This window comes from Bacillus sp. M13(2017), from assembly GCF_002218325.1.
GTDB classification, from domain to species: Bacteria; Bacillota; Bacilli; order Bacillales; family Bacillaceae_G; genus Bacillus_A; species Bacillus_A thuringiensis_K.
On sequence record NZ_KZ268501.1, the window covers coordinates 258,163 to 282,883 of the forward strand.

Below are 24,721 nucleotides of genomic sequence, written 5' to 3' on the forward strand. Positions count from 1 at the left end.
GAGAAAAGTACATTAATTGCCACTGGCTACGATAGGTGAAGGATGGTAGTAACTATCACTAACTAAGCGAGGGGAAAACGTAAGGGCTAGTTGATTATGATCGATAAGAAAAGATAAGATAAAAAACGTTAAAATATAAAATAGTATATGAAAATTTCACATAACAAATTTGTAATGGGAGGGACCTATGGATTCACAAGAAGAAATATTAATGTTAATGAAACAGTTAGAGGAAATCTCGCCAAAACAACTACTGAAAGAGATTTCTGGCGGGGCAGAGGCGACGAAAGCGGACTTGCGAATCGTTGAAGATGTTATGATCAACCAAAAATTGCCACCAGGAGTTGTGAATGTACTTATTTATTACGTTATGCTTCGTAATGATATGAAGTTACCAAAATCATACGTTGAAAAATTAGCTGGACATTGGGCACGAAAAAAAATTAGTACAGTAGCGGAAGCGATGGCGTTAGTGAAAGAAGAAAACCGTCAATATCAAGAGTGGGCTGAGAAGAAGAAAGAAATTGCTAAACCAACGCCTGTTGAAAGGGTTAGAAGTATAGCAATAGAGCAGGCAATTTCTCAGGGGATTTCCGATGTAGAGTTAGGGAAGTTTGTTCGTACATTATTTGAAGAAAACCAATAAGGTTAATGACAAGTCAATCGATAGAGGGAAGAGGTCAGGAGCATCGTGAACTTAACTACCGACCTAAATTCCGTCACGTGACGTGTGTCGGTGAAACGTTCGTTACATTTTGCTACCATCAAAACAGTACGATATGTCTTTATTCGGACAGATAAACGTCAGGATATACACATGACTCGACGTCGAGTCGGATGAGTGTTCGTATACCTAACATAACTTAACATCGGACACCATTCCCACTGTTTTACCCCATCGTACATAATTTCCGTTTCACCAGCCGAACGCTCCCGACGCACGTCCACACTTCGAAAATTTCTCCCACGCACGGAAACCGTGCATCGCAACTACTATAATATCTAACGATGGGAAATGTCGATTTCACTACGTATATATAGAAGCAACCACCGTAACAACTTCTCAACGTTTCCCATTTCGTCAGCTTTTCGTTCCTTACAGACGTACGTCTCTTAATGAAATTTCAATAGGAACTATAACGCCGATAATTCACGCCATATAAGGAAGAAACGGTATATATCGAATATAGTACGGTATAGTAATTTGTGGCTTTTATCAGGCGAAGGGGTCAAATGGACACGCCTCCAGAAATTTTCGATAGTAACAAGTCACAATGCAACCGTTAATTGATTTTGCTTAAATATACGTGAGTAAAGGCTTTTATTCGGAAATTCTACTATTTGATCGATGTGATTCGTTGTGCTTTATTGTGCATTTCGTCAGCCTAACACTCGATACAAGTAACCCTCCAATAATTTTTAAGGTAAGTGTAAAGCGTCCTATTTTTCCGCTATATATATAGAAGCAACTGAATCCGGTAGTTTACATCGGTTTACATTTTATCAGTCTTCGCTGTTTTACATATACCGGTTTGGAATTTTCGGAAGTGGGTCATTTTTCGCCAATATAATAGAGAAAACTCGTTTAGTGCCTCTCTTAATACTTCCGATATCACCAACCTCACCCCTCCGCCAAAGACGTCCTTCTAAAACTTCGCCCCCTATTTCGAATGTATGATTATACTTAAAATCGTACATTCATTTTGTTTATTTCGTTGACGTTGCGAGATATAAACGATAAAATAGACTTATCTAAAAAAATCGTACATTCAAAACGTTGATATTATTGTCTTGGTGAAAGGGGTATTTCGTATGAATCAATTGAAGGACGTACGACCGATTCGAGATTTAGAACAGATTGATAACATGAAGTGGGCATTACGCAGACATTGCAGCGAAAGAGATTACATACTATTCTTAATCGGTATCAATACAGGATTACGTGTTGGTGATCTACTAAAGCTAAAAGTATCGGATGTAAAGGGGAAACGTAAGGCAATCATTAAGGAAGGAAAGACACAAAAGAAACGTATTATCTATCTTGACTCAGTATACGATGAGGTACAAGATTACATATCTACATTGGATAGTGAGTGGTTGTTTCCATCACGTAAAGGAGATAAAGCAATCTCACCAACGCAAGCATATCGTCAGCTAAACAAAGCTGCAGACTTTGCAGGAGTAGAGAGCGTAGGCAACCATACATTAAGAAAATCATTCGGATATTGGTATTATAAACAACATAAAGATGTAGCGGAGTTGCAAAAAATCTTAAATCATAGTCATCCGTCGATAACGTTAAGATACATTGGGATTACTGAAGAACAAATCGAGGATAAGCTGAAGGTGTTTAAACTATGAGTCGTTATTATAAGGCTCTTTTTTCGTTTAGTTTTAAAAGGGCGGGGGCGATGGTTACGAAATCCAGGAACGCCGAGTGTCAGATGATTTCTTACAACTTTGAAACACGTGGGTCTAAATTCGAAAAGGCGGGGAGGGAGGTGCCAGGAAAAATGCCACTTCTTCTAAGTCTGAAATCCGGATATTCACAAAACGCTTTGATTTTACGCGATGTAAAGAGAGGTTACTAGTATTTGTGGTAAATACACCCACCGGGCGGTTCTAAAATCTATGTATCAAAAAATATTGAGAAATTTTTAAAAATATTAATTTATTTTGTGAAATATGTTATTTTATGTAATATACAGGAAAGGAGGATTTTAGATGAAATTATTAAAACGCTTCGTCTTATTTTGTTCAATATTAGTATTGTCCTTGAGTTTTTCCACAGTCTCTCAAGCAGCTAACAGTGAAAATTTTAAATTTAATACCGCAAAGTCATCTTATGGATTTACTGATCCTTCAAACCCTTATAATTCTGATTTATTATTTGAGGTAAAGAAAGGGTACCATGATATTCATTTTGGCTTAGTGTTAGATGATAGTGATGGCGCCACACTTCCAATTACCTTAAGTGTTAGATTAAGTCCAGAATGGGGCGGTGCAGAATTTAGTTATAAGAAAATCACATTTAAAAAAGTGGGACAAGCTGTATATACTGCTAGTTATACAGGTACAGTTGATCCAGGAAAATATTATATCGAAATAGATGATACCAAGTACGGTGGGTATGAACTTAAAGGTAACGGATTTGTTTATTATTCGACTAAGTAGCTTAGAAAAATCACTTAATAATTCCACTATTTTAAAAGTATAGTGCCAAAATTTTTGAAAAAAAAGAATGTGTTGATTGCGACATGTTCTTTTTTACTTTACTTATCTAATAATAGTGTTGTGTATAATAACCGTTAATTTGATGGTTTACATCAAAACCAAACTCGAGTTCCTGCTTCAAAAATTATACTTGCAGGTAAGCGCACTACACGATTGCGAAATCGACGTATCAAAAAATTACTTTGGAGTTTGAAATCACCAGTATACTCGTTGTGTTTTTACGTAATAGCTCTTTCTTGTGTATTTATACTTTCGCATGTACGTACTCAATTTCGCTGATAATTCTCTAGGAAAAATGAACTTAAAACGTATTATATTGAGGTCGACGTAAATGGTTCGCCTCAATACTGCGTGCACAATTCAAAAGGAAATGGCTAGTCCGACTTATGTAAATATACGTTAGTAGACGTAGAAAAGACCGCCTATTACGGGCGGTCGATTTTTTTATTTTTCAGTAATTAGAATCGGTTCTTATTTATTCACAAGTTTCAGGTTCTATAAGAGCAGGGATAGGTAACGAATTTTTTCTTTCGATTTCTAATTGATCACCAAGTGTATCAGCTGCACCTGTTAAAAAGCTCATTAAGTCGTGCATACTTTCTTTTAAATTTGATAGGCAAATTGGTTCTCGATCATCGCCTAAGTTTTCTAGTTGTTCTATCGGTAATTTTCCTTCTTTTGCCTGTTTACGTTTGGGCTTTGCAAGGGGATAACGGAAAGTAAAAGACAAAGGATCGATTTCTGTAAATTCTTTTATATAGTTATCAATTTGTTGTATCTTACGGTCGCCATGTTCCTCTATATCTTTTTTGAATAACTTATTAATAATAATTTTTACTTTATCCCAAAGTTTATCTACCTCATGCCCAAAATCATTCATTATTTCTAACGCGTCCTTTGTAGTATTGGTTTTTAAACTTTCATCAAGTAATATTATTTGTTTTAGTTTTAGTTCTAAAGCTTGGCGATATGAAAAAATAATAGGGTAAACTAATCGATCACCTTTGTGTGCGTGCCGATTTGCAATCGAGTCATCTACCAAACAGTCAGCTGCATCCATGTAGCCTTTTGAGTACAAGTCCCACCGTGTGTGGTAATAATGGCTGTGAGGAACCCATGTAATCCATGCGTTTGATTCAAAAGGCCCTTCTTTAAATAATTTTCTATTTACCATTGGAATCCCCCTTATTATTTTACTAGTTTATCCATTACCGCTTTATACTTATTGAACTCCTCATCCTTCATATCGCCATTCATTTGTAACAGGAAGTTACCTTTTGTGTATGTATGCGAGAATAGCATAGGAGCCGAGTTTCCTAGTTCATCGTAATACTTCTTCGCTTTCTCTAAGTCTTCTTTTTTAGTAATCTCGAATAATCTACCGCCTTTATCTCCTCCAAGTGCCGGTACTACAATACGTTTCCCTTCTTTACGCATATTACCGAACTCTTTTTGTGGTAGATCAGTAGGATTTTCGGCTTCTAGCCCAGTATTTTTAAACTCAGTAATGATAGAATTTACCGTTACCTTCGTTTCTTTCTTTTCTTTTTTTGCTTCTTGCTTCGGCTCAGCGGATGATTTTTCGCCACCACTACTACACGCAGTTAAAGAAGCTAATGATAAACATAATGCTCCAACGACTAATATCTTTTTCAAAGTGAACCCTCCCTAAAGTATCTTACGAGTTTAATTATAACAACTTTTGGATATATTTTCCTACCTGTATTTAACGCTTCAAAGAGGTTCATTGTATGCCGCATGTTTCTTCGCGGGACCAAATTAATACCTATTTAGAAAATCTGTTGTCAAAATGATACCTAAAAGGTGCGACGTCTCAACATTTCTACATAAAAAAGACACCCATAATAGGCGTCCTTATTGATTATATACCTAGTAATTGTTTTTTCTTTGCTGAAAACTCTTCCTCTGTAAGTATCCCTTGATCTTTTAACGAGGCAAGTTTTGCGATTTGGTCAGCGACGTCATGATTGTCTGCGCTCGCAGCAACTTGTGCTCCTGTTTCTTTCTTTTGAATACTTTCTTTCACTATTTCAATAAATTTGGCAATATCGCCGCCGTTAATCCATTTCATTTTAACTTTATTTCCAGACGCAAAGAAATTGATGGAGTGTCCCATAAATCCTTTGCTTACCTCGATTGAACTTATGTTTGTATATGGAAATACTTCCATATCATAACCGAACATTTTCTTTGCATAGAACACTACACGCTTTTCAGTTGCTATGAAAATACCATTTCGAACTGAATCACTTTTCATCACTTTTGTTTCATAAGCACCTAAAATAACTGCTAATACTTGCTCAGTTGGCTCTAAGTGCTCTTTAGCAGCTGATAACAATTTGTCAATCTTCGCCATAATAATAGTCCGCACCTTTCAATATAAAATATGTATACGATTTTAGTATATCAAAAATAAATGAGCTAATCTTACATATTTTTTAATTATTTTCCATTTTAAAGTAAATAAAAAGAACGTCTTATTTGACGCTCTCCTCATCTTTTACAATCTCAAATAATTCTCTAATATCATCTATTTTGAAATGATCAGCTACTTTAGCGAGTGTCTCAATATTTACTCTCTTAATTTCTCCCTTACACAGTTCATTTACTGTTGATGGGCTTACCTCTAATATATCTGCAAGTTTGTTTTGGCTTGTTTTCTTTTCTGTTAATACCTTTTGTAACTTTATTTTGATTTTCCTCATTAATAAAAAGCCCCCTATTGTTTGTTACTAACAATTATAAAAGTATTCGGTTAAACTGTAAATTAAATGTTGACATTCGGTTAAACCGAATATAAAATGTAATTAAATCATTCGGTTAAACCGAATAAAAACGAGGGGGAGAAATGTAAAATGAACGTATCAAACATGAAACAAGTATCAGTAAAGGTAACTATCGAAAATTACGACGGAAGCACCGCTATATTCACCGAAAAGGGGCTGAAAATCAGTGATACATTAATTCTTAGTGTTTATGAAGCTGGCGTATCTATCAACAAGTTTCACTACGATCAAACAGGCAACATAGTCCTAGATGAAGAGATACTCGATTTGCAAGGTTCAGTCAATGACTACGGACTTAACTTAGAAGAGATTTGTAACATGAACGCCATCGAATTCTTATTGAAAATCGCTACGCTCACAAAGGATTTACATTAATGGAGGCGCTGAAAATGTTAAAAAAAGTGAGTGATTATTTTGGGATAGAGACTCAGTCAGACGGATTATGGTTCTATGGAGTCTTCGGCGTAGGCGGTACGTTGTTTTTAATTGATATGGCAATTGCTTATATTTTATAAAAATCGAAAAGGTGGATCGTTGAGCTCGTACACTTTAGGCATGTGTATGAGCGGCGACTGAAGTGGTGCATTAAGATGGCATGGAGATATGAGACGGCAACCTCGTAGTTGTGTGCGATTTTCGTCATCAGCCTATTAATTAAAGGGGGAAAAGGAAATGGAGAAAATCACGATTAAATTTCATTATCAGGATGTAGATGGATTAAAGGAATCGAAGTATGAAGCGTATTTATTATCAGATTTGGTATATTACGAGTTTAATGGGGAAAATCTAACCTTCCGAGAAATTCCACTGAGAGAACGCGGTAAAAAAGAGTTAACGATTTACGATTCAGATAGTTACAGAGCATTCGAGATTTATTGCGGAGCGGCAATCGAAAATATATCTGAAATGAGCGCCGTTGAATTTATTGAAGCGGTAATGGAAGGGCAGAGTTTACCTAGCGGCAACTAGGAGCCAGCCAAAACAGACCCGGGCAAGGTGAGACGAAAGCGACGACGGCAAGTTTATATATATAGAACGAGTAAAGCATGTGCGGCCTACACACGTGCTTTTTTTGGTATGGGAAGTACGTAAAGAAATGAGTTTACACATTATACATATATAAATGAAATAGGCACATATTAATATTGTTTGAATAGTAGCTTGTAAAGGAGTTGGAAATGATTATGGGTAAACTTGCTAAGGTTAGGTTAGTCGGCATTTTTTGTGAAAATACAGGTGATGATCCAGGTGCTAACTTGGAAGTTTATGGATGGCTGATGGCGAATACAGACACAGCGCCAACTTGGATGTGGCAAGTAGGGGATGATGACGGCGTTAACATTGCCGAAGGTACTCTCTATGTAATTAATAAAGATGTTACTGTCCATGTGCGAGATGGTCAAAACTTGTACATAGGTGGTGAATTATGGGATGACGACGATATTAGCGCTGATGATTATATGTCACGGCCAGGTGGGAACTGGGCTGTAATCCCACTCAATGAAATCACCCCTTTCGTAAAATATTATGAGATATGGTTTCAGGAAAGTGATCAGAAAATTCGAGTTGATTATCAGGTGATAGAGGAACAACTTTAGTTAGAAGAGAATGAATAAAATCAATTTGGCTGAAACAAAAAAGAACACCGAGCGGCAAACGGTGTTCTTTTTTTACGTTTATTTAATCGAAAAGTGTGCGAAAAGAAAACGTCCTGCGACTTAATTAGTATAGTCGGAAATTTTATCGCTCTTTTGTGCGCGCCGAGAGGAACACTCGCGTCATACAAAGTGTAAGGGGTAAACGTCACAAAAAAATTTACGGAAAAGCGGGGATTTTTTTACTTTTGAAAGGAGCGGCTAAATTGGATAGAAACGCAGCTAAACAAATAAGGGAAGAAATTCAAGAAGAAACAAGGCGTGAAAAGATGGAACATCAACTAAAGGAAGCGATCGTCAAGTATATAGAGGGAGAGCAAACAATTGATGAAGTGATGTATTCGCTACTACATCAATCAAGTCAAATAGGAGCAAGGTTACGGCAGAAATCAAAGAAATTCATAATCGGAAATTTTGATATAAAGGTTCGATATGTAAAATTTATTGACTGAAGAACTTTGGAAATTCGTCGTAGAAAGTCCAAGGGGCTTCGAGGAAATAATGAGCTATCGGGTTAGTAATAAGGAGATTATGGCGGATGCTTTTAGCGATTTGAAGTCCGTTATAGAATTTGTGCCAAAAGGTATCCACCATAACTAGGAGGTGTAGCTGTTAACAGATTCCGCAGTAATAGCAACAGCTTGCAGCACTTCCTCCGTTTCTTCTACATCGACGATAACATTCCCAACCGTCATTAATTCCACCACCATAGGTATGAAACGGATATAGGTTTGAACTGTAAGGTGTTGCTTGACTTAAGCCATAAGGTACTATAGGTGTTTGATAAGCGGTGGGTATTAAGTAGGGGTAGGTAGGAACTGAAATGGGTGGGTAACATGATATAAGGCAATAATCATAATCATGACCCTTTGATTGACAAGACTCCATGCAAGTTGGACGACGGAACATGTATATCACTCCTTGGTTTAAATTAATTATTTTATAGTCTATTGAATTCCGCGCCAATTAGATGATTGTCTTTTCGTAAATAGGTAGTTGTCTAAGTCGATGGGAATATTAGTTAAGAGAGAGTTTATGCACGCATCTTGTACTATGCCTTGAAACGAAAGGTAATATGTAGTGTTTATTTTGTAACAAAAAACATGTATATACACATTTCAAGTTGAAAAGTCGGTGCCTAGGGCGATTCGACATGCCCGATTATTTTAATCGGAGGTAAATGTGTATGTATGAAATTATTACCGCAGAAGAAAAAGGAATTGTTGTACGAAATGAGGAAAGAGATGCAAAGTTTTTAAAGCAACAGGAAGCGAATCAGCTATTTTTAACGTTTTTCGGAGATCAAATTATAAACGTTTTACAGGCGTATTTTGACGACGATTTCCAGTATCGAGCCAATGAGTTACAAGAGGGCGTAAAAAATCTACGTCGTTTTCATCGTAAGGAATGGCTATATCTAATTGAATTAGCATCTTCGAATATTCCCGATTCGGTATTACAGGAAACATACGGAGCGGTAGAAATACGACATATTGCTTCGAATATTAAACCGAACAAGATTAAAGAATGTATCATTTGTGGGAAGGTTTTTTACGATGCTATGCCTGGGGGTAAGAAAACATATTGCTCAAGAATGTCTATCGTTAAGAAAGGTAGAGTAACAAGTTGTGAAAGGGAAGTAAGTAATAGACGTGCAAGAGCATGTTACAACCGTGAGCGATTCGGGGTCTCTACCCACGATTATCACAAAATAATAAGTATCTATAAGTACGAAAAACTATTCGAACCAACCTTAGAAACACTGGAAGCACTCATTCATAATAAATCGGAATTTAGTAACGATCCACAAGATATTGTTTGTGGTACGAAAAGAACGCATGTAATTTATCGTAAGCGTAGTAAGGGGAATTATCCGCTTCAGTTTATGAATGGAAAAGAAGGAAAACATAAACGCAAATTACTATTAGAGTTATCACGAGAGATTCGAAAGGAAGAGATGAGAGATTCCGGAGGTACTTCTATATTTAGAGTTAATTTAATCGAAGGTAAGAAAGAAGAAAACTTGAATTTTACGTTTAAAGGAAAGATGTTGCCGATTAAAGCAGAAAAGAATTTACCGCCAAAAAGAAATTTGTAAAAAAATAAAAAATTTTTGCGTAACCCCCTCTGTATTCGTTAGAAAACGGACTAATAGTGAAGGGGCAGTGGGCTTGAGTATCTAGCGCTAATACTTAAGCAGTATTTCAACGACGGTTATTCGTTTAACTGTCGTTTTTTTATTACACTAACTTATCGCTAAATAATAAGACCTGGCAATCGACTTTTCCGCTTCGCTCCAAAGTCGTTGCATCTATCATTATTATCGCTGATATATACATTATCGGTAAATTAATTATGAGGGTGGCGACGAGTGAAGCGTAGCGAAACGAAGTCGCAAGGGTTTAATTATTAAGTATTGTTTTTCTCTTTATCTTCTAATTTAATACGTATGTTTAATTTTCAAGTCTATCGTTTTGATAGTCTCTTTTTTATTTTTAGGTGAAGTTATCATATTTATTAATAGGTTTTGTTAAAAGGAGTGATTAGAAAATTGAAGATCGATGGAAAAATGATTCGCTTATTACGTTTATCAGAAGAACTGACCCAGGAGCAACTAGCAGAACGACTAGGTATAGGTGCGGTTACTACTATTTCAAATGCTGAGACAGGATATCGAAAAGTGAGCGATTCGTTGAAAGTAAAGCTAATTAAGGCGTTCAATTTAACGGAAGAAAAAATCGAGGAACTGAAATTGATGGAGAAGGTGATTTACACGTGATCGGTAAAATTTCAAATACCGTAATTGTGGATTTTACAGCTTTAGGTATTCAAAACGGAGCATACATCGCAGGTGTAGCGATTGACTTGTTACACTTCGATGGTGAAAAGAATCGTATCTACACTCCGTACAAGGTAGCTAGTCTTTACATCGATGATACTGAGGTTAATTCTATGAGAAAGTGTATCAAGTGGTTATTAAAACGATTGTTAAAAGAAGTTCCAGAAGGTGTTACACAAATTATATTTCACTCTGATTTACTTTATCTTATCCATAATCGATATTATCAGAAAGAAATCTTAACTAAAGCTGAGATACGTATTAAATATATTCATCAATTGGGTAACAAACGAAACCAAATTCAACTTTTAGCAAACGAAGCATTAATCCGTAAAAACAGTGTGATAGGAGAGATTAAATGAAAGAGGTAGTAGCAATTATTTTCCTACGAAGTCACCCTGTAGCTGGACTAGCAGTAAATTGGCATGTCTTTGATAAAGCTACTGGTGAAATCATTCGTAATAATGCTTTCTCTCGATTCAGATTTGAGATTGTGGATACGATACATGAAGTAATGCAAGAAATTACCGGAGTATGTAATGAGTTTGATTTACGTTTGACTGATATTAGGTTGGAACGAGGTTAAACAATATGGAGAAGATAGAAGTTTATAGAGAGGCGTGTAACGTATACGTAGGAAATCAATCATCTGGAGATAGGGAGACCATCGTTTACTATAGCGATCGGTCTTTTTCTATTATAAATTCAAATGAACAAACAAAAAATGAGGAGAGATTATATGATTACAACAGAACAAAGTTTAAAAGAAATCCAGAAATTAGTGGATAAATTAACTAAAACAGCGGAAGCACCTGAAACTAAATATTATATAGGCATGTTACTACAACTGTTTGGCCACGAAGCAGAAAAATTCGGAAAACTAAACCTAGCACTAAGCGAAGAACTTGCTGAATTAGAAGCATTACGAAGGTTTGTAAAATCACAGGGGCTGCAATCTAATTTCCAATCATATAAAAAACTTGGGAGTAGATAGGTATGGGGGTTAATCGCGTTGAGGTACAACTTTTAGCAGATATATCTAATCTACAACGGGGTATGCAACAAGCAACACAAGCAATACGTAACTTCCATCAGGCAGTGAATCAACCAATAAATATACCAACGCCTAATATGAGTGGTTGGAATTCCGCAGTCCAAAGCGCTGGGCAACACGTACAACAATTGAACAGTCAAATGCGAAATATGACTCCGCCTCCACCACCAAATATGTCTGCTTGGCAATCTACGTTTCAGAATGTGGGTGGCCGAGTTCAAGAAGTGGGACACCGAGTACAACAAGCAGGACAGGTAGCACAAAATGCTTTTGCACCAGCCGCCGCCGCTTCCGGATTTTTTCTAGGCAGAATGATAAATGATGCGAGAGAGTTCGAAAGCCAAACGAGGAGAGCAGCAGTACTAACGGGGGGTTCTTACACCAAAGTAAAATCCGATATTTTAGACATGGCGAAGACGTCTGTTTACTCGACAAGCGAAGTTGCAGCGGCTTTTTCTGAACTTGGAGCGAAAGGTTTTGACGCTACCCAAGCAACGAACGCATTGCCAGGAATACTAAGTGCCGCCGCCGCTTCAGGCGAAGACCTGGGAATGGTAGCCGATACAATAACGTCCGCATTAAACGCTTTCGGTATGGAAGCATCACAGAGCGGGCACGTCGCCGATGTGCTTGCCCAAGCAGCTAATTCAACAGCGGCCGGCGTATTAGATATGCAGTACGCGTTTAAATACGCAGCAGGACCAGCGGCGCAATTAGGTATTTCGATGGAAGAACTCGCGGCTTCTGTTGGTATCATGTCGGATAGTGGTATTAAAGGTGAAACGGCTGGTACAGCACTAAGGGCGTCATTATTGCGTCTTGTCAAACCGCCCAAAGCCGCAGCTAATGAATTGAAACGCCTAGGTGTAACCATAACAGATCAGCAAGGAAATATGCGTCCTTTAAGCCAAATCATAGGTGATTTACAAAAAGGTATGGCAGGTATGACGAAAGCACAAAAAGGTGCAGCATTAGCAACAATATTTGGTACAGAAGCTGTATCGGGTATGATGGCACTTGTATCTGCAGGTCCAGAAAAAATCGACAAATTAACACAATCTCTTGTTAATTCTAATGGAGCATCGAAACAAGCAGCGGACGACATGTTAAAAGGTTGGGCGGGCGCGCTTAAGATGATGGGGTCTACTATAGACGCTAATTCTAAACTATTTGTAGACGCTCTTGGACCTGCTATTGAAGCCGTTGCAAATTCAATTACTAATTTGGTTAACTGGTTCGCTAATTTATCAGGGACTATGCAAAGTGTAGTAGCTATTTCAGCGGTATCTGTAGCTACATTTTTAGTAGTTGCTACGGCAGTTGGGATAATGATAAATGCTATAGGAGCCACCTTATTTGTATTCGGAAAGTTATTTCTAGTGATAGGTAAGTTAGGTTCACTTATCAGCGTACTAGTTGAAGGAATAACTATCCTAGGTACTATAATCAGTGCGCTTTTAGGGCCAGTTGGTATTGTAATCGCAGCTCTTTCTCTACTAGGAACGGCACTCGTCCAACTATACAAACACAACGAAACATTCCGTAACGCAGTAAATAGCGCTTGGGAATCGATTAAAACTACAACTATATCAGCCGTGGAATCTATGAAAGCGGTGTTTGACTCATTTGGTGCGTATCTTGCAACTATCCCCGCTAAATTTACAGCGATGGGCGTTGCGATAGGTGCCTTTTTTAGTTCTGTAACCGCTACGTTAAGCGGTATCGGTCAGAGTATAAGTGGGGCTTTCGGTTCAGCTATTGAAGGATTAACCGCTAAGTTTTCAGGTATGGGAGCAGCGATTTCGCCGGTTGTAGATTTTATAAAAGCATCGTTCTCAACAATCGGAAATACAATTGCTACATTAACACCGCTAATCGTACGTTTGGGATTATCGTTTTTAGGTGTATCTGGTCCTATCGGTTGGGTTATCGCTATTGTTGCCTCATTAGGTGCTACGATTTTTAAACTTGTGAATACGAATGATCAGGCAAAAGCAGCGTTAATGTCAGCTTGGGAATCGATTCAGAGTGTATTTAGCACGGTTGCTTCCGTCATCATGCCGATAATTACTTCATTAGCACAAGGTTTTATCGACGCATTCGCGCCGTTAGCACCAGAGTTTCAAAAGACGGGTCAAGTCATCATGGAAAGTTTCGCATCGCTACAGCCAGCATTTGCAGAGTTAGGTGCGGCATTTGGTGAATTAGGAACGACTATCATGAGTCTTTTTGGAGACGTTGTAAAACAAGTAATGCCGGTAGCAATGGACTTATTTAAGTTATTCGGAGAAAACATTCAATTAATCATGCCTATGGTTACGGATTTAATGAAACTATTCGCTGATACAACGATTGAAATCATGCCTGCAATTACGCAAGTAGTTCAGGAGTTATCTCAAATGTTTTCAGAATTAGCGGCTGAAGTAATGCCGATGCTTTCACAAGTAGCACAAGAAGTGTTTCCTGCGATATTAAACGTTATTCAAACATCGGTTGGTGTATGGGTAATGCTTATAAAAACATTCGGTGAAATTCTTGTAATTGTAGCGCAAGAGATGATACCGGTCATACTTACGGTTGTTCAAGAGGTATTTCCTATCATTCAATCGATTATTGAGACGGCTATTCCTATAATCATAGAAATTATTAAGTTGTTCGGTGAGATTATAACGATAGTTGCGACGACTGTAGTTCCGCTTATTCTACAAGCGGTGCAAGAAGTCTTTCCAGTAATTCAAGCAATTATTCAGGCTGTAATTCCTATCATTTCAGCATTGTTACAAGGTGCAGCCGAGATTATTAAAGGTGTATTAATTCCAGCGATTCAATTCATTTTACAAATTGTGCAGGCGGTATTCCCAGCGGTAATGGGTATTATTAAATCTGTTATCGGCATCATCACGAACATTATCAAACTATTTACGTCTATATTGAAAGGTGATTGGAGTGGCGCATGGGATGCGGTTAAGGGAATTACGTCAAATGTAATGTCGTTAATAAAGAGTATTATCGATGGAGCGATTTCTTTGATAGGTGTAATCGTACGTAACGGATTGAATTTAGTCCAATCAATTTTCTCTAGCGTATTAAATGCGGTATGGAATGTAGTCAAATCTATATTCGAGGGAATACGTAATGTGATTTCATCAGTAATTTCAGCGGTTGGAAATATCATTTCTGCGGGGTGGAATGCAGCTAGTTCCGCAACCTCTAGTATCTTAGATGCGATGTCTAATACAATCTCGAACATATGGGATAACATAATCTCGTTCTTAAAAGGGATTAACCTATTGGATATCGGTAAGAACATCATGGAAGGTATGTTAAATGGTATAACTTCGATGGCTAGTCGTATTTGGGACAAGGTAACTGAGATTGGTAACGGTATTAAAGATAAATTAACAGGACTATTTTCGATTCATTCTCCTTCACGTTGGATGCGCGACATGATCGGTGTAAACATGATGCAGGGTTGGATTAACGGTGTTGACGGAATGAAAAGTTCGGTGCAACGTACGACGCAACAGATGTCTGATTGGATGAAGCCGGAAATGTTAGCGGTGGATACAGGCGCAACAATACCGAGAGGAGTAAGCGGGTTAGGTGCGTATCAATCTGCTAAACCAACGCCAAGCATGTATAAGCCGAGTCAATACGATAACCATACGTCTAGAGATAAGCAACCAGCGTATATTAACGTTCAACTTGGTAAACAAGAGTTTGCGAGATTCGTTGACGATATTACAGGCGAGCAAGAAGCAGTTAAAAGACGTAGAGAGGTATTTAAAGGAGGGCGGTAGATTGCTAGTTTTTAATGGGATAGATTTAGAAGAAATATTTTAAGTAATTATGAAGGCGTGTTTTTCCATTGCGGAAGGGCACGCCATTTTTTATTTGTATATAAACGAAAGGGAATGGTATTGTGAGAGTAGAAACTAAAGTAAAACGATTGATACGAGATACATGCGCCTGTTATACTCCGAACGAAGGTAATTGTATTTACAAGGCGAAATGTCCATTTTTTCACGCGATACATTACCGCGATAAAGAAGTGAAATTTGAAAGTAAACGCTGTGAATATTTCGAAACACATGTGTTACCGGCTGATAAAGAATTATACGCATTGTATTTTAACGAAGATCAAAATGGTAAAGTGTGCGAGGTATGTAACGATCATTTTATCGCTAAAGGCAGTCGGGCTAAATACTGTGATGGTTGTCGTGACGGGGTGCGTAAGAGACAAGCACGAGAGCGTATGCGTAAGTACAATCGGAAAATAGGATAGATATTGACGCAATAGGATGGTAGAAATGTGTTATAAGGCTAAATTTCACTGATAATACTCTCGTTAAAACGAACGGTACATATTAGGTCAATTAATTATGTTATGATACGGTTAATCGTAATCTATTACGTAAAATTCTCAAATCTTATGTTGGAAGTGTAAGAGATAGAGACAGTAGGCTAACTTCGTTGACCAAAATAAAAAGCGCAGGAATCCCTATGCTAAATTAAAGGAAGATATAAACTCTTGTCTTGTAACAGTTTATTATATAAATTTTACTGTGCTAGCGGTCACACTAGCGGTCACACTTTGTGTGAAAATCCTTATCAAACGCCCTCCACAAAGCCTTTTGTATAGCGGTTTCCGTGTACGATGCATACACTGGCCAAACGCGCGATGTAAAAACATTATCTGGCGGAGAGAAATTTAACGCATCACTTTGCTTAGCGCTAGGAATGGCAGATGTAATTCAAGCATATGAAGGCGGTATTTCCATCGAAACGATGTTCATCGATGAAGGGTTCGGTTCATTAGATGAAGAATCATTAACGAAAGCAGTAGATGCCTTAATTGACCTACAAAAATCAGGCCGATTTATCGGTGTCATTTCACACGTACAAGAGCTGAAAAACGCAATGCCAGCTGTATTAGAAGTAACGAAGCAGAAAGATGGATGTAGTCAGACTAGGTTTTTGGTGAAGTAAGCTTAGAGAATGGAGTAGGGAATCTACCGATACTTTTAGTCTCGTATGTAATAAAATAAAACGTCGTCTCTTCATTGGAGACGACGTTTTATTTATATATCTATGAATTATCGGAAGAAGGCGGCGTATTCTCCAAACGATTATAAGCTTGAAAAGCTGAAATTGCCGATATAGCCCCGCCTACTAAAAATAAAGTCGATCCTCCAACTAAGATGATATGACTGACATATGTTTCCGGTGCTTCTTCGACTTCTTCTTGTAACGCTGTAGGCATATGAATTCCCCTTTATAAAAGTTGCTTTATTTCGCTATTTGCCGTGCAGTAAGACGCCCATCTCAAAATTCAGCGGAAGCAAAGAAATTATGAGGGGGGCAGGTTGCCCGTAAAAGCACGATTGGTGAGGGCTGATTAAAGTTTTACTTTATAAATAGTATATACAAACGCCTAAAATGTGTTAAAATAACTGATGATTTTATGCAGTGAGTAATTAGATGAGTAGGATGCGAGTGGCTAAATAAATCTTCATCACAAATTTATGTGAACTTCACATAGAGCACATATTAACATTGTATTATGTATATGTACCAAATAAATAAATAAATAAAGTGAATGTAAGTTCTGTTTTCAAAAATTTAAAATCCTTTTATTTCTATATAAAAGTTTTAATCAAGGGTTTTAAAAAATTTGGAAATAGATCTTATGAATATGGAATTCATATAAAAGGGGAATGTCTTATGACAACATATACGAGTGAAATGAGAAAAACTTTAGTTTCAGAAGAAGATGTAGATATTTTAAAAATTATGGCGCATCCAATCCGACTGCAAATTGTAAATGAATTAAGTACGAGAAAAACTTGTAATGTAACACAATTAACAGAGTTACTGAATATTCCGCAATCTACTGTTTCACAACATTTATCAAAAATGAAGGGTAAAGTGTTACGAGCAGAGAGAAGAGGTTTAGAAATTTATTATCATATTAACAATTTAAAAGCGAGTAAGATTGTTAATGTTTTAGGGTATATAAACTAGTGAAATATTTTTATATAAAATAGCCCCTGCTGTTGAGCAGGGGCTATTTTGTGTTGTTTTATGTATTTGTATTTAAAACTTTATAGTTTTTATGATTTACAATTGTTCGATCAAATTCAAAAGTACCACCGCTTACATTTGTAATTTCAACTAAGACCGATTCAGTATAAAGTTTTAATACAGATCCTGTAATCTTTAAATTATTTCGTTGAAAAAGTATAGTATCCCCTATGTTTGCTTTCATAGTACCTCCTCATTAAAGACAGAAATTTTTTTATTATATATATTAAACCACGGATAGATATATTAGTGAATATTTAGTTTTATTTATCAAAAAAATATTTGTTGTCTATGTGTGCAGAATTAAAAGAGGTTTTAACAAGACGTATTAAAAATGCTTTCATTATGATGGAATTTGTTTGTTAAATTGTCACATTTTAATAAACAATTATAAGCGTATAAAGAAAGTCAGGCTTTTGAATTGACTTAATAAAACCGTTTCTTTAATAAATAGTTTTTTTGTATTTCGTCCTTCATTTTCTGTAACTGATTCCATGTTTTTGACGCTCTATCTTGTAAGTGCTTACATAAATGAAAACATCTTATACAATGAAGGTGTCAAATCAAAAGAGGTGACCAAAATGAACATAAAAAAAGTAAATTTAGCGAATAGCATTGAAATAGAAAGAGGGGGCGGAAAGATATGAAAAAATCAACTGTTAATCCATGGCTTGTTGTCCTTGGCACAGTTATAGTACAGATGGGGCTTGGGACGATATATACATGGAGTTTATTCAATCAGCCTTTAGTTAGTAAATATGGTTGGAGTCTTAACGCTGTTGCGATAACTTTCTCAATTACTAGTCTTTCTTTAGCATTTTCAACTTTATTTGCGAGTAAATTGCAAGAAAAATGGGGACTTCGTAAACTTATTATGATAGCTGGATTAGCATTAGGACTAGGATTAATACTTAGTTCACAAGCATCCTCACTAATATTATTTTATGTACTAGCGGGAGTTGTTGTAGGTTATGCAGATGGTACAGCATATATCACTTCACTATCAAATTTAATAAAGTGGTTTCCAGAGCGTAAAGGTTTAATTGCTGGTATTTCTGTCTCTGCATATGGTTCAGGTAGCTTAATCTTTAAATACGTTAACGCACAGTTGATTGAATCAGTTGGTGTATCCCAAGCATTTATATACTGGGGTTTAATTGTTACAGCTATGATTGTAATTGGTGCTTGTTTAATCCATCAAGCTGCAGATCAAGGAGCAGTTCATGAAACAAAAACTAAGGAATACACAACGAAAGAAATGTTAGGCACAAAACAAGTATACTTATTATTTATCATGTTATTTACATCATGTATGAGTGGCTTATACTTAATTGGTATGGTAAAAGACATTGGTGTTCAACTTGTAGGACTTAGCGCAGCAACAGCAGCTAATGCGGTGGCTATGGTTGCAATCTTCAATACATTAGGTCGTATCATTTTAGGACCGTTATCGGATAAAATTGGGCGTTTAAAAATCGTTACTGGTACTTTTGTTGTTATGGCGAGTTCAGTCTTAGTTCTAAGTTTTGTAGATTTAAATTATGGTATTTACTTCGTATGTGTAGCAAGTGTAGCGTTTTGCTTTGGTGGAAATATCACTATTTTCCCAGCTATTGTTGGTGATTTCTTCGGTATGAAAAACCATAGTAAGAACTACGGAATTGTGTATCAAGGATTTGGATTTGGGGCGCTTGCAGGTTCCTTTATCGGTGCACTTCTAGGTGGATTCAAACCAACGTTCATGGTAATAGGTGTATTATGTGTCGTGTCATTCATTATCGCAATTTTAATTCAAGCACCTAAACAGAAAAAAGAAAAAGAAGAAGAGTATCGCAGCGTAGCGTAGCATAGCATAAGTATACAAATCTTCTATAACACTATGATTACGAAAAAGCATCCTATTCTATTAATTAGGATGCTTTTTTATGAGTTATTTTAACAAGGTTAAATTACTTTTGGGATTTTTATAGATGTAAAAGTGAGTGGAATATAATAAATTGATACATCGTATTCGAAATATATATTAAATCTTAAATGACAAAAAAGACATTCATTAGTATTTGTAAGATATATTTTCAGAAAAATATTGAGAAAATATATACTTGAGTTTTTCATAAAGCATTGTAAATGAACGTATCTCTAGTTTAGTTTCTTCAATTTTAAAAAGAGGACTTTGAATTTTATTTATAATATAAGTACTTTTAATGCGTTTACATATGATTTTATTAAGAAGCATTAAAATGGTTTATCTGAAAAATAAAAAAAGATTGACAAGTTTATTGAGAAACATTATCATTTCGGTGTAAGATGGTAAATGAAAAACATTATCAATAAAATGGATTTTAAAGTAATGCGCACTTGACCAATTAGTTTAGTAAGTGTATTATTTTTTACAACACAACTGATAATGAAAATCAATATCATCGGTGTTGCTTAATGAAATTAATGTTTATGTGAAAGGATAGAGAAAATGAACTTAGGGGAATTTGATGGGAAAACAGTTTTAGTAACAGGTGCAGCACAAGGCATAGGCAGTGTCGTTGCCAAAATGTTTTTAGAAAGAGGAGCCACAGTTATTGCGGTTGATCAAAATGAAGAGGGGTTAAATGTACTCTTAAATCAAAATGAATTAAATAATACACGTATGAAAACGTTTCGTTTAGATGTGAGTGATAGCGCCGCTGTTGAAGACATGGTAAATCATATTACAAATGAAATAGCGCCAATAGATATTTTAATAAATGTTGCAGGGGTTTTACGTATGGGACCAATTCATTCGTTAAGTGATGAAGATTGGAATAAAACATTCTCTGTAAATACGACAGGGGTTTTCAATATGTCCCGAGCGGTAAGTAAAAATATGATGTTAAGAAAATCGGGGGCAATTGTTACAGTCGGTTCAAATGCGGCAAATACGCCAAGAATGGAGATGGCTGCGTATGCTGCGTCAAAGGCCGCAACGACGATGTTTATGAAATGTTTAGGACTAGAGCTTGCGGCATACAATATACGCTGCAACTTAGTTTCTCCAGGTTCTACTGAAACTGAGATGCAAAGATTACTATGGGCTGATGAGAATGGAGCTAAAAATATAATTGCTGGTTCTCAAAATACATATAGACTCGGAATTCCATTACAAAAAATTGCACAACCTTCAGAAGTTGCTGAAGCAGTGTTATTTTTAGCCTCAGATAGAGCGAGTCATATTACAATGCACAATTTATGTGTCGATGGCGGTGCTACGTTAGGAGTTTAATAAAAATTCAGGAGGTTATTATATTATGAATGAACATATAGCTGTAAAGGAATTGTCAGAAAAACTTTTAGATGATTATAAGACTGAATCTTCATTCTTTTTCGCTTCACCAACTCGAACGATATTAACAGAAGGAGAGTTTACTACAGTAAAGCATCGTGAAATTGAAAGTTTCCCAGAGCTTGTGCAAACGACATTAAGTAATGCGAAACAAGCTGGAAATCCAAATCCTATCGTTGTGGGTGCTTTGCCATTTGATCGTAGAAAAGAAGTCCAACTCATCGTACCAGAATATAGCAGAATTTCTGAGCGGTTACAATTGGATACAACAAATCAGCTTGAAACAAATGAGAACGCAACATTTGAAATGACGCCAATGCCAGACCCTGAAGTTTATATGAATGGTGTGAAGCAAGGAATTGAAAAAATACAGGACGGTGATTTAAAGAAAATCGTTCTATCCAGATCGTTAGATGTTAAATCTTCCGAAAAGATTGATAAGCAAAAACTTCTGCGAGAATTAGCAGAGCATAATAAGCATGGTTATACATTTGCTGTGAATTTACCGAAAGATGAAAAGGAGAACAGTAAGACGCTAATTGGAGCAAGCCCTGAATTACTTATTTCACGTAATGGTATGCAAGTTATTTCTAACCCGTTAGCTGGTTCAAGGCCACGTAGTGAGGACCCAGTAGAAGATAAAAGAAGAGCAGAGGAATTACTTTCTTCTCCAAAAGATTTACATGAACATGCGGTAGTAGTGGAAGCGGTTGCCGCTGCACTTCGTCCGTATTGTCATACATTACATGTTCCAGAAAAGCCATCAGTTATTCATAGTGAAGCGATGTGGCATTTGTCTACAGAAGTGAAAGGTGAACTTAAGGATCCAAATACTTCTTCTTTACAATTAGCAATTGCCCTTCATCCTACGCCAGCAGTTTGCGGAACTCCGATGGAAAAAGCAAGAGAGGCTATACAGCATATTGAGCCATTTGACCGCGAGTTCTTTACAGGAATGCTAGGATGGAGCGATTTAAATGGAGATGGAGAATGGATTGTTACAATTCGTTGTGCTGAAGTACAAGAAAATACACTTCGTTTATATGCAGGAGCTGGAGTTGTTGCTGAGTCAAAACCAGAAGATGAGTTAGCAGAAACATCAGCTAAGTTCCAAACAATGCTAAAAGCTTTAGGGTTAAGAGATAGTTCACTTAATGAAAAATAGGGGGAAGAAAGAATGCTAGTAGGTTATACAGAATGGCCAAAAGAATTTGCCGATCGTTACCGAGAAGCAGGATGTTGGCTTGGTGAAACATTTGGAGGAGTGTTAAGAGAGCGAGCTGAGAAATATGGAAATCAAATCGCGGTTGTAAGCGGTAAGACGCATATAACGTACAGTGAACTTAATAAAAAGGTAGATCGTTTAGCAGCAGGTTTACTGAATTTAGGAATAAAGAAAGAGGACAGAGTTGTAATCCAGTTACCTAACATTATCGAGTTTTTCGAAATATGTTTTGCACTATTTAGAATTGGAGCGCTTCCTGTCTTTGCACTACCTTCACATCGAAGCAGTGAAATTAGTTATTTTTGTGAGTTTGGCGAGGCGAGCGCTTACGTTATTTCAGATAAGGCTCTCGGTTTTGATTATCGAAAACTAGCAAGAGAAGTGAAAGAGAAAGTGCCAAATTTACAACAAGTCATTGTAGTGGGAGAAGAAGAAGAATTTGTGAACATAAATGATCTGTATATGGATCCCGTCTCATTACCAGAAGTTCAGCCAAGTGATGTTGCGTTTCTCCAATTATCAGGAGGGACAACAGGACTTTCTAAATTAATTCCTCGAACGCATGATGATTATATTTATAGTTTACGTGTTAGCGCTGAAATTTGTAATTTAAGTGCAGAGAGTGTCTATATGGCCGTTCTTCCAGTAGCACATAATTACCCGATGAGCTCTCCTGGAACATTTGGAACTTTCTATGCAGGTGGAAAAGTTGTGCTGGCAACTGGGGGTAGTCCGGATGAGGCATTTGCACTTATCGAAAAAGAAAAAGTTACAATTACTGCTCTCGTACCGCCATTAGCAATGATATGGCTTGACGCTGCATCTTCTCGTAATGCTGATTTATCGAGTCTAGAGGTTATTCAAGTAGGTGGTGCTAAGTTTAGTGCTGAGGTTGCAAAACGTATACGCCCTACATTTGGATGTACGTTACAGCAAGTATTCGGTATGGCGGAAGGATTAGTGAACTATACAAGATTAGACGATCCGGAAGAAATTATTATTCATACACAAGGTAGACCAATGTCTGCACTCGATGAAGTACGAGTTGTTGATGAAAATGACAACGATGTAAAACCTGGCGAAGTAGGTAGTTTATTAACACGAGGTCCATATACAATTCGTGGTTACTATAAAGCCGAAGAGCATAATGCCCGATCATTTACAAAGGATGGGTTTTATCGCACAGGTGATCTTGTAAAAGTAAATGAACAAGGATACATCATTGTAGAAGGAAGAGATAAAGATCAAATTAACCGTGGTGGTGAGAAAGTTGCTGCGGAAGAAGTTGAAAATCATCTATTAGCACACGATGCGGTTCATGATGTAGCAATTGTATCTATGCCTGACGATTATTTAGGTGAACGCACCTGTGCTTTTGTTATAGCTCGCGGACAAGTTCCGGCAGTAAGTGAATTAAAAATGTTTTTAAGAGAACGTGGTATAGCGGCTTATAAAATTCCAGATCGAATTGAATTTATTGAATCATTCCCGCAAACAGGAGTCGGAAAAGTCAGCAAAAAGGAACTACGTAAAGTCATTGCTGAAAAACTTATTACAGTAAAACAATAATAAAAACCGGAAGGAAGTGATTAGATGGCTATCCCATCTATTTCAGTATATAAAATGCCAATTGAATCAGAACTACCAAAAAATAAAGTGAATTGGACACCAGATCCGAAACGTGCAGTGCTTTTAATTCATGACATGCAAGAATATTTTCTTGATGCATATAGCGATAAAGAATCACCAAAAGTAGAACTTATTTCAAATATTAAAATGATAAGAGAAAAATGTAAGGAACTTGGTATACCAGTTGTTTATACAGCACAACCTGGTGGGCAAACGTTAGAACAACGAGGTTTATTACAAGACTTTTGGGGTGACGGTATTCCTGCTGGACCAGATAAAAAGAAAATTGTTGATGAACTTACTCCTGATGAGGATGATATATTCCTAACAAAATGGAGATATAGTGCATTTAAAAAGACAAATCTATTAGAAATTTTAAATGAACAAGGAAAAGATCAACTGATTATTTGCGGTATTTATGCGCATATTGGCTGTCTTTTAACAGCTTGTGAAGCATTTATGGATGGTATAGAGCCGTTCTTTGTAGCAGATGCAGTTGCTGATTTTTCACTAGAGCATCATAAACAAGCATTGGAGTATGCATCTAATAGATGTGCAGTAACGACATCAACAAACCTACTGTTAAACGATTTACAAAGTGTAAAAGGTAATGAGAGTGAAGGAACCGCTATACAGGAAGTGCATGAACTAGTTGCACAACTACTTCGTGAGCCAGTAGAGAGTATTGATATTGATGAAGACTTATTAAATAGAGGGCTTGATTCGGTCAGAATTATGAGTTTAGTAGAAAAGTGGCGTCGTGAAGGGAAAGAAATCACTTTTGCAGATTTAGCAGAACGTCCAACTGTTGCAGGTTGGTACAGTTTACTATCTTCACAAACAGCACAGGTGCTGTAACAAATAGACTACATAATAAA

At 36.8% G+C, this 24,721-nt stretch carries 27 protein-coding genes and 2 pseudogenes; 23 read left to right on the plus strand and 6 right to left on the minus strand.

The window, feature by feature from the left end:
• Window positions 1-193: 193 nt before the first annotated feature.
• The 3 genes and pseudogenes from CGQ22_RS07610 to CGQ22_RS07625 all read left to right on the plus strand — a co-directional run.
• Window positions 194-523 (plus strand): annotated as a pseudogene (locus CGQ22_RS07610) (DnaD domain protein); the annotation flags it as partial.
• A 1,289-nt stretch (window positions 524-1,812) separates the two neighbouring features.
• On the plus strand, window positions 1,813-2,361 hold the full coding sequence (locus CGQ22_RS07615; RefSeq protein WP_089148473.1) for a tyrosine-type recombinase/integrase: 549 nt from the start codon (window positions 1,813-1,815) through the stop codon (window positions 2,359-2,361).
• A gap of 363 nt (window positions 2,362-2,724) precedes the next feature.
• Complete coding sequence (locus CGQ22_RS07625) at window positions 2,725-3,174, plus strand: hypothetical protein (RefSeq protein WP_089148475.1); 450 nt, start codon at window positions 2,725-2,727, stop codon at window positions 3,172-3,174.
• A gap of 535 nt (window positions 3,175-3,709) precedes the next feature.
• Here the strand turns inward: CGQ22_RS07625 and CGQ22_RS07630 are convergent.
• The 4 genes from CGQ22_RS07630 to CGQ22_RS07645 form a co-directional block, all read right to left on the minus strand.
• Window positions 3,710-4,408 (minus strand): hypothetical protein, encoded by a 699-nt coding sequence (locus tag CGQ22_RS07630; RefSeq protein ID WP_089148476.1) that lies wholly within the window; start codon window positions 4,406-4,408, stop codon window positions 3,710-3,712.
• 14 nt (window positions 4,409-4,422) lie between these two features.
• Window positions 4,423-4,890 (minus strand): stress protein, encoded by a 468-nt coding sequence (locus tag CGQ22_RS07635; protein ID WP_089148477.1) that lies wholly within the window; start codon window positions 4,888-4,890, stop codon window positions 4,423-4,425.
• Window positions 4,891-5,116: 226 nt separating this feature from the next.
• Window positions 5,117-5,611: a PH domain-containing protein gene (locus tag CGQ22_RS07640; protein ID WP_089148478.1), complete on the minus strand. Its 495-nt coding sequence runs from the start codon at window positions 5,609-5,611 to the stop codon at window positions 5,117-5,119.
• 121 nt (window positions 5,612-5,732) lie between these two features.
• Window positions 5,733-5,960, minus strand: a complete 228-nt coding sequence (locus CGQ22_RS07645) for a helix-turn-helix domain-containing protein (protein WP_089148479.1) — start codon at window positions 5,958-5,960, stop codon at window positions 5,733-5,735.
• 150 nt (window positions 5,961-6,110) lie between these two features.
• Between CGQ22_RS07645 and CGQ22_RS07650 the strand changes: the two genes are divergently transcribed.
• The 14 genes and pseudogenes from CGQ22_RS07650 to CGQ22_RS07705 form a co-directional block, all read left to right on the plus strand.
• Window positions 6,111-6,416, plus strand: coding sequence for a hypothetical protein (locus CGQ22_RS07650; protein ID WP_089148480.1), 306 nt, complete (start codon window positions 6,111-6,113; stop codon window positions 6,414-6,416).
• A 14-nt stretch (window positions 6,417-6,430) separates the two neighbouring features.
• The gene (locus tag CGQ22_RS31325) at window positions 6,431-6,556 is read left to right on the plus strand and encodes a DUF3961 domain-containing protein (RefSeq protein WP_139032823.1); all 126 of its coding nucleotides are present in this window, start codon (window positions 6,431-6,433) and stop codon (window positions 6,554-6,556) included.
• A gap of 157 nt (window positions 6,557-6,713) precedes the next feature.
• Complete coding sequence (locus tag CGQ22_RS07655; protein WP_089148481.1) at window positions 6,714-7,010, plus strand: hypothetical protein; 297 nt, start codon at window positions 6,714-6,716, stop codon at window positions 7,008-7,010.
• Between the two features lie 209 nt (window positions 7,011-7,219).
• Complete coding sequence (locus CGQ22_RS07660) at window positions 7,220-7,639, plus strand: hypothetical protein (protein ID WP_089148482.1); 420 nt, start codon at window positions 7,220-7,222, stop codon at window positions 7,637-7,639.
• Window positions 7,640-7,902: 263 nt separating this feature from the next.
• Window positions 7,903-8,148, plus strand: coding sequence for a hypothetical protein (locus CGQ22_RS07665; protein ID WP_089148483.1), 246 nt, complete (start codon window positions 7,903-7,905; stop codon window positions 8,146-8,148).
• Window positions 8,149-8,882: 734 nt separating this feature from the next.
• Window positions 8,883-9,794 (plus strand): hypothetical protein, encoded by a 912-nt coding sequence (locus CGQ22_RS07670; protein WP_089148484.1) that lies wholly within the window; start codon window positions 8,883-8,885, stop codon window positions 9,792-9,794.
• 453 nt (window positions 9,795-10,247) lie between these two features.
• Complete coding sequence (locus CGQ22_RS07675) at window positions 10,248-10,475, plus strand: helix-turn-helix transcriptional regulator (RefSeq protein WP_089148485.1); 228 nt, start codon at window positions 10,248-10,250, stop codon at window positions 10,473-10,475.
• A complete protein-coding gene (locus CGQ22_RS07680; RefSeq protein ID WP_089148486.1) occupies window positions 10,472-10,897 on the plus strand; it encodes a hypothetical protein in 426 nt (141 codons plus the stop codon). The genes CGQ22_RS07675 and CGQ22_RS07680 overlap by 4 nt, the downstream gene beginning before the upstream one ends.
• Window positions 10,894-11,121, plus strand: coding sequence for a hypothetical protein (locus CGQ22_RS07685; protein ID WP_089148487.1), 228 nt, complete (start codon window positions 10,894-10,896; stop codon window positions 11,119-11,121). The genes CGQ22_RS07680 and CGQ22_RS07685 overlap by 4 nt, the downstream gene beginning before the upstream one ends.
• Before the next feature lie 5 nt (window positions 11,122-11,126).
• Window positions 11,127-11,324, plus strand: coding sequence for a hypothetical protein (locus CGQ22_RS31330; protein ID WP_139032743.1), 198 nt, complete (start codon window positions 11,127-11,129; stop codon window positions 11,322-11,324).
• Window positions 11,275-11,529 carry a hypothetical protein gene (locus CGQ22_RS07690; protein ID WP_089148488.1) on the plus strand — a complete coding sequence of 85 codons (255 nt, stop codon included), beginning with the start codon at window positions 11,275-11,277 and terminating at the stop codon, window positions 11,527-11,529. The genes CGQ22_RS31330 and CGQ22_RS07690 overlap by 50 nt, the downstream gene beginning before the upstream one ends.
• 2 nt (window positions 11,530-11,531) lie before the next feature.
• Window positions 11,532-15,389, plus strand: a complete 3,858-nt coding sequence (locus tag CGQ22_RS07695) for a phage tail tape measure protein (RefSeq protein ID WP_431521026.1) — start codon at window positions 11,532-11,534, stop codon at window positions 15,387-15,389.
• A 122-nt stretch (window positions 15,390-15,511) separates the two neighbouring features.
• Window positions 15,512-15,874: a cysteine-rich VLP protein gene (locus tag CGQ22_RS07700; RefSeq protein WP_217622147.1), complete on the plus strand. Its 363-nt coding sequence runs from the start codon at window positions 15,512-15,514 to the stop codon at window positions 15,872-15,874.
• A 353-nt stretch (window positions 15,875-16,227) separates the two neighbouring features.
• Window positions 16,228-16,578 (plus strand): annotated as a pseudogene (locus CGQ22_RS07705) (SbcC/MukB-like Walker B domain-containing protein); the annotation flags it as partial.
• 100 nt (window positions 16,579-16,678) lie between these two features.
• Here CGQ22_RS07705 and CGQ22_RS31885 read toward each other — a convergent pair.
• Window positions 16,679-16,852, minus strand: a complete 174-nt coding sequence (locus CGQ22_RS31885; protein WP_001141665.1) for a hypothetical protein — start codon at window positions 16,850-16,852, stop codon at window positions 16,679-16,681.
• Between the two features lie 461 nt (window positions 16,853-17,313).
• Between CGQ22_RS31885 and CGQ22_RS07715 the strand changes: the two genes are divergently transcribed.
• Entirely contained in the window at window positions 17,314-17,613 is a 300-nt protein-coding gene (locus CGQ22_RS07715; RefSeq protein WP_000214801.1) for an ArsR/SmtB family transcription factor, read from the plus strand.
• Window positions 17,614-17,671: 58 nt separating this feature from the next.
• Here the strand turns inward: CGQ22_RS07715 and CGQ22_RS07720 are convergent, their stop codons facing one another.
• The gene (locus CGQ22_RS07720; protein ID WP_000646581.1) at window positions 17,672-17,857 is read right to left on the minus strand and encodes a YkvS family protein; all 186 of its coding nucleotides are present in this window, start codon (window positions 17,855-17,857) and stop codon (window positions 17,672-17,674) included.
• 459 nt (window positions 17,858-18,316) lie between these two features.
• On the opposite strand from CGQ22_RS07720, the gene CGQ22_RS07730 reads away from it, so the two are divergent.
• From CGQ22_RS07730 to CGQ22_RS07755, 5 genes are all read left to right on the plus strand, one after another.
• Window positions 18,317-19,519 carry an L-lactate MFS transporter gene (locus tag CGQ22_RS07730; RefSeq protein ID WP_000750121.1) on the plus strand — a complete coding sequence of 401 codons (1,203 nt, stop codon included), beginning with the start codon at window positions 18,317-18,319 and terminating at the stop codon, window positions 19,517-19,519.
• A gap of 624 nt (window positions 19,520-20,143) precedes the next feature.
• Entirely contained in the window at window positions 20,144-20,929 is a 786-nt protein-coding gene (gene dhbA / locus CGQ22_RS07740) for a 2,3-dihydro-2,3-dihydroxybenzoate dehydrogenase (protein ID WP_089148491.1), read from the plus strand.
• Window positions 20,930-20,954: 25 nt separating this feature from the next.
• Entirely contained in the window at window positions 20,955-22,154 is a 1,200-nt protein-coding gene (dhbC, locus tag CGQ22_RS07745; protein ID WP_001002065.1) for an isochorismate synthase DhbC, read from the plus strand.
• Window positions 22,155-22,166: 12 nt separating this feature from the next.
• Window positions 22,167-23,783, plus strand: coding sequence for a (2,3-dihydroxybenzoyl)adenylate synthase (locus CGQ22_RS07750; protein WP_000960122.1), 1,617 nt, complete (start codon window positions 22,167-22,169; stop codon window positions 23,781-23,783).
• Between the two features lie 24 nt (window positions 23,784-23,807).
• Window positions 23,808-24,701, plus strand: a complete 894-nt coding sequence (locus tag CGQ22_RS07755) for an isochorismatase family protein (RefSeq protein ID WP_089148492.1) — start codon at window positions 23,808-23,810, stop codon at window positions 24,699-24,701.
• Window positions 24,702-24,721: the final 20 nt, after the last annotated feature.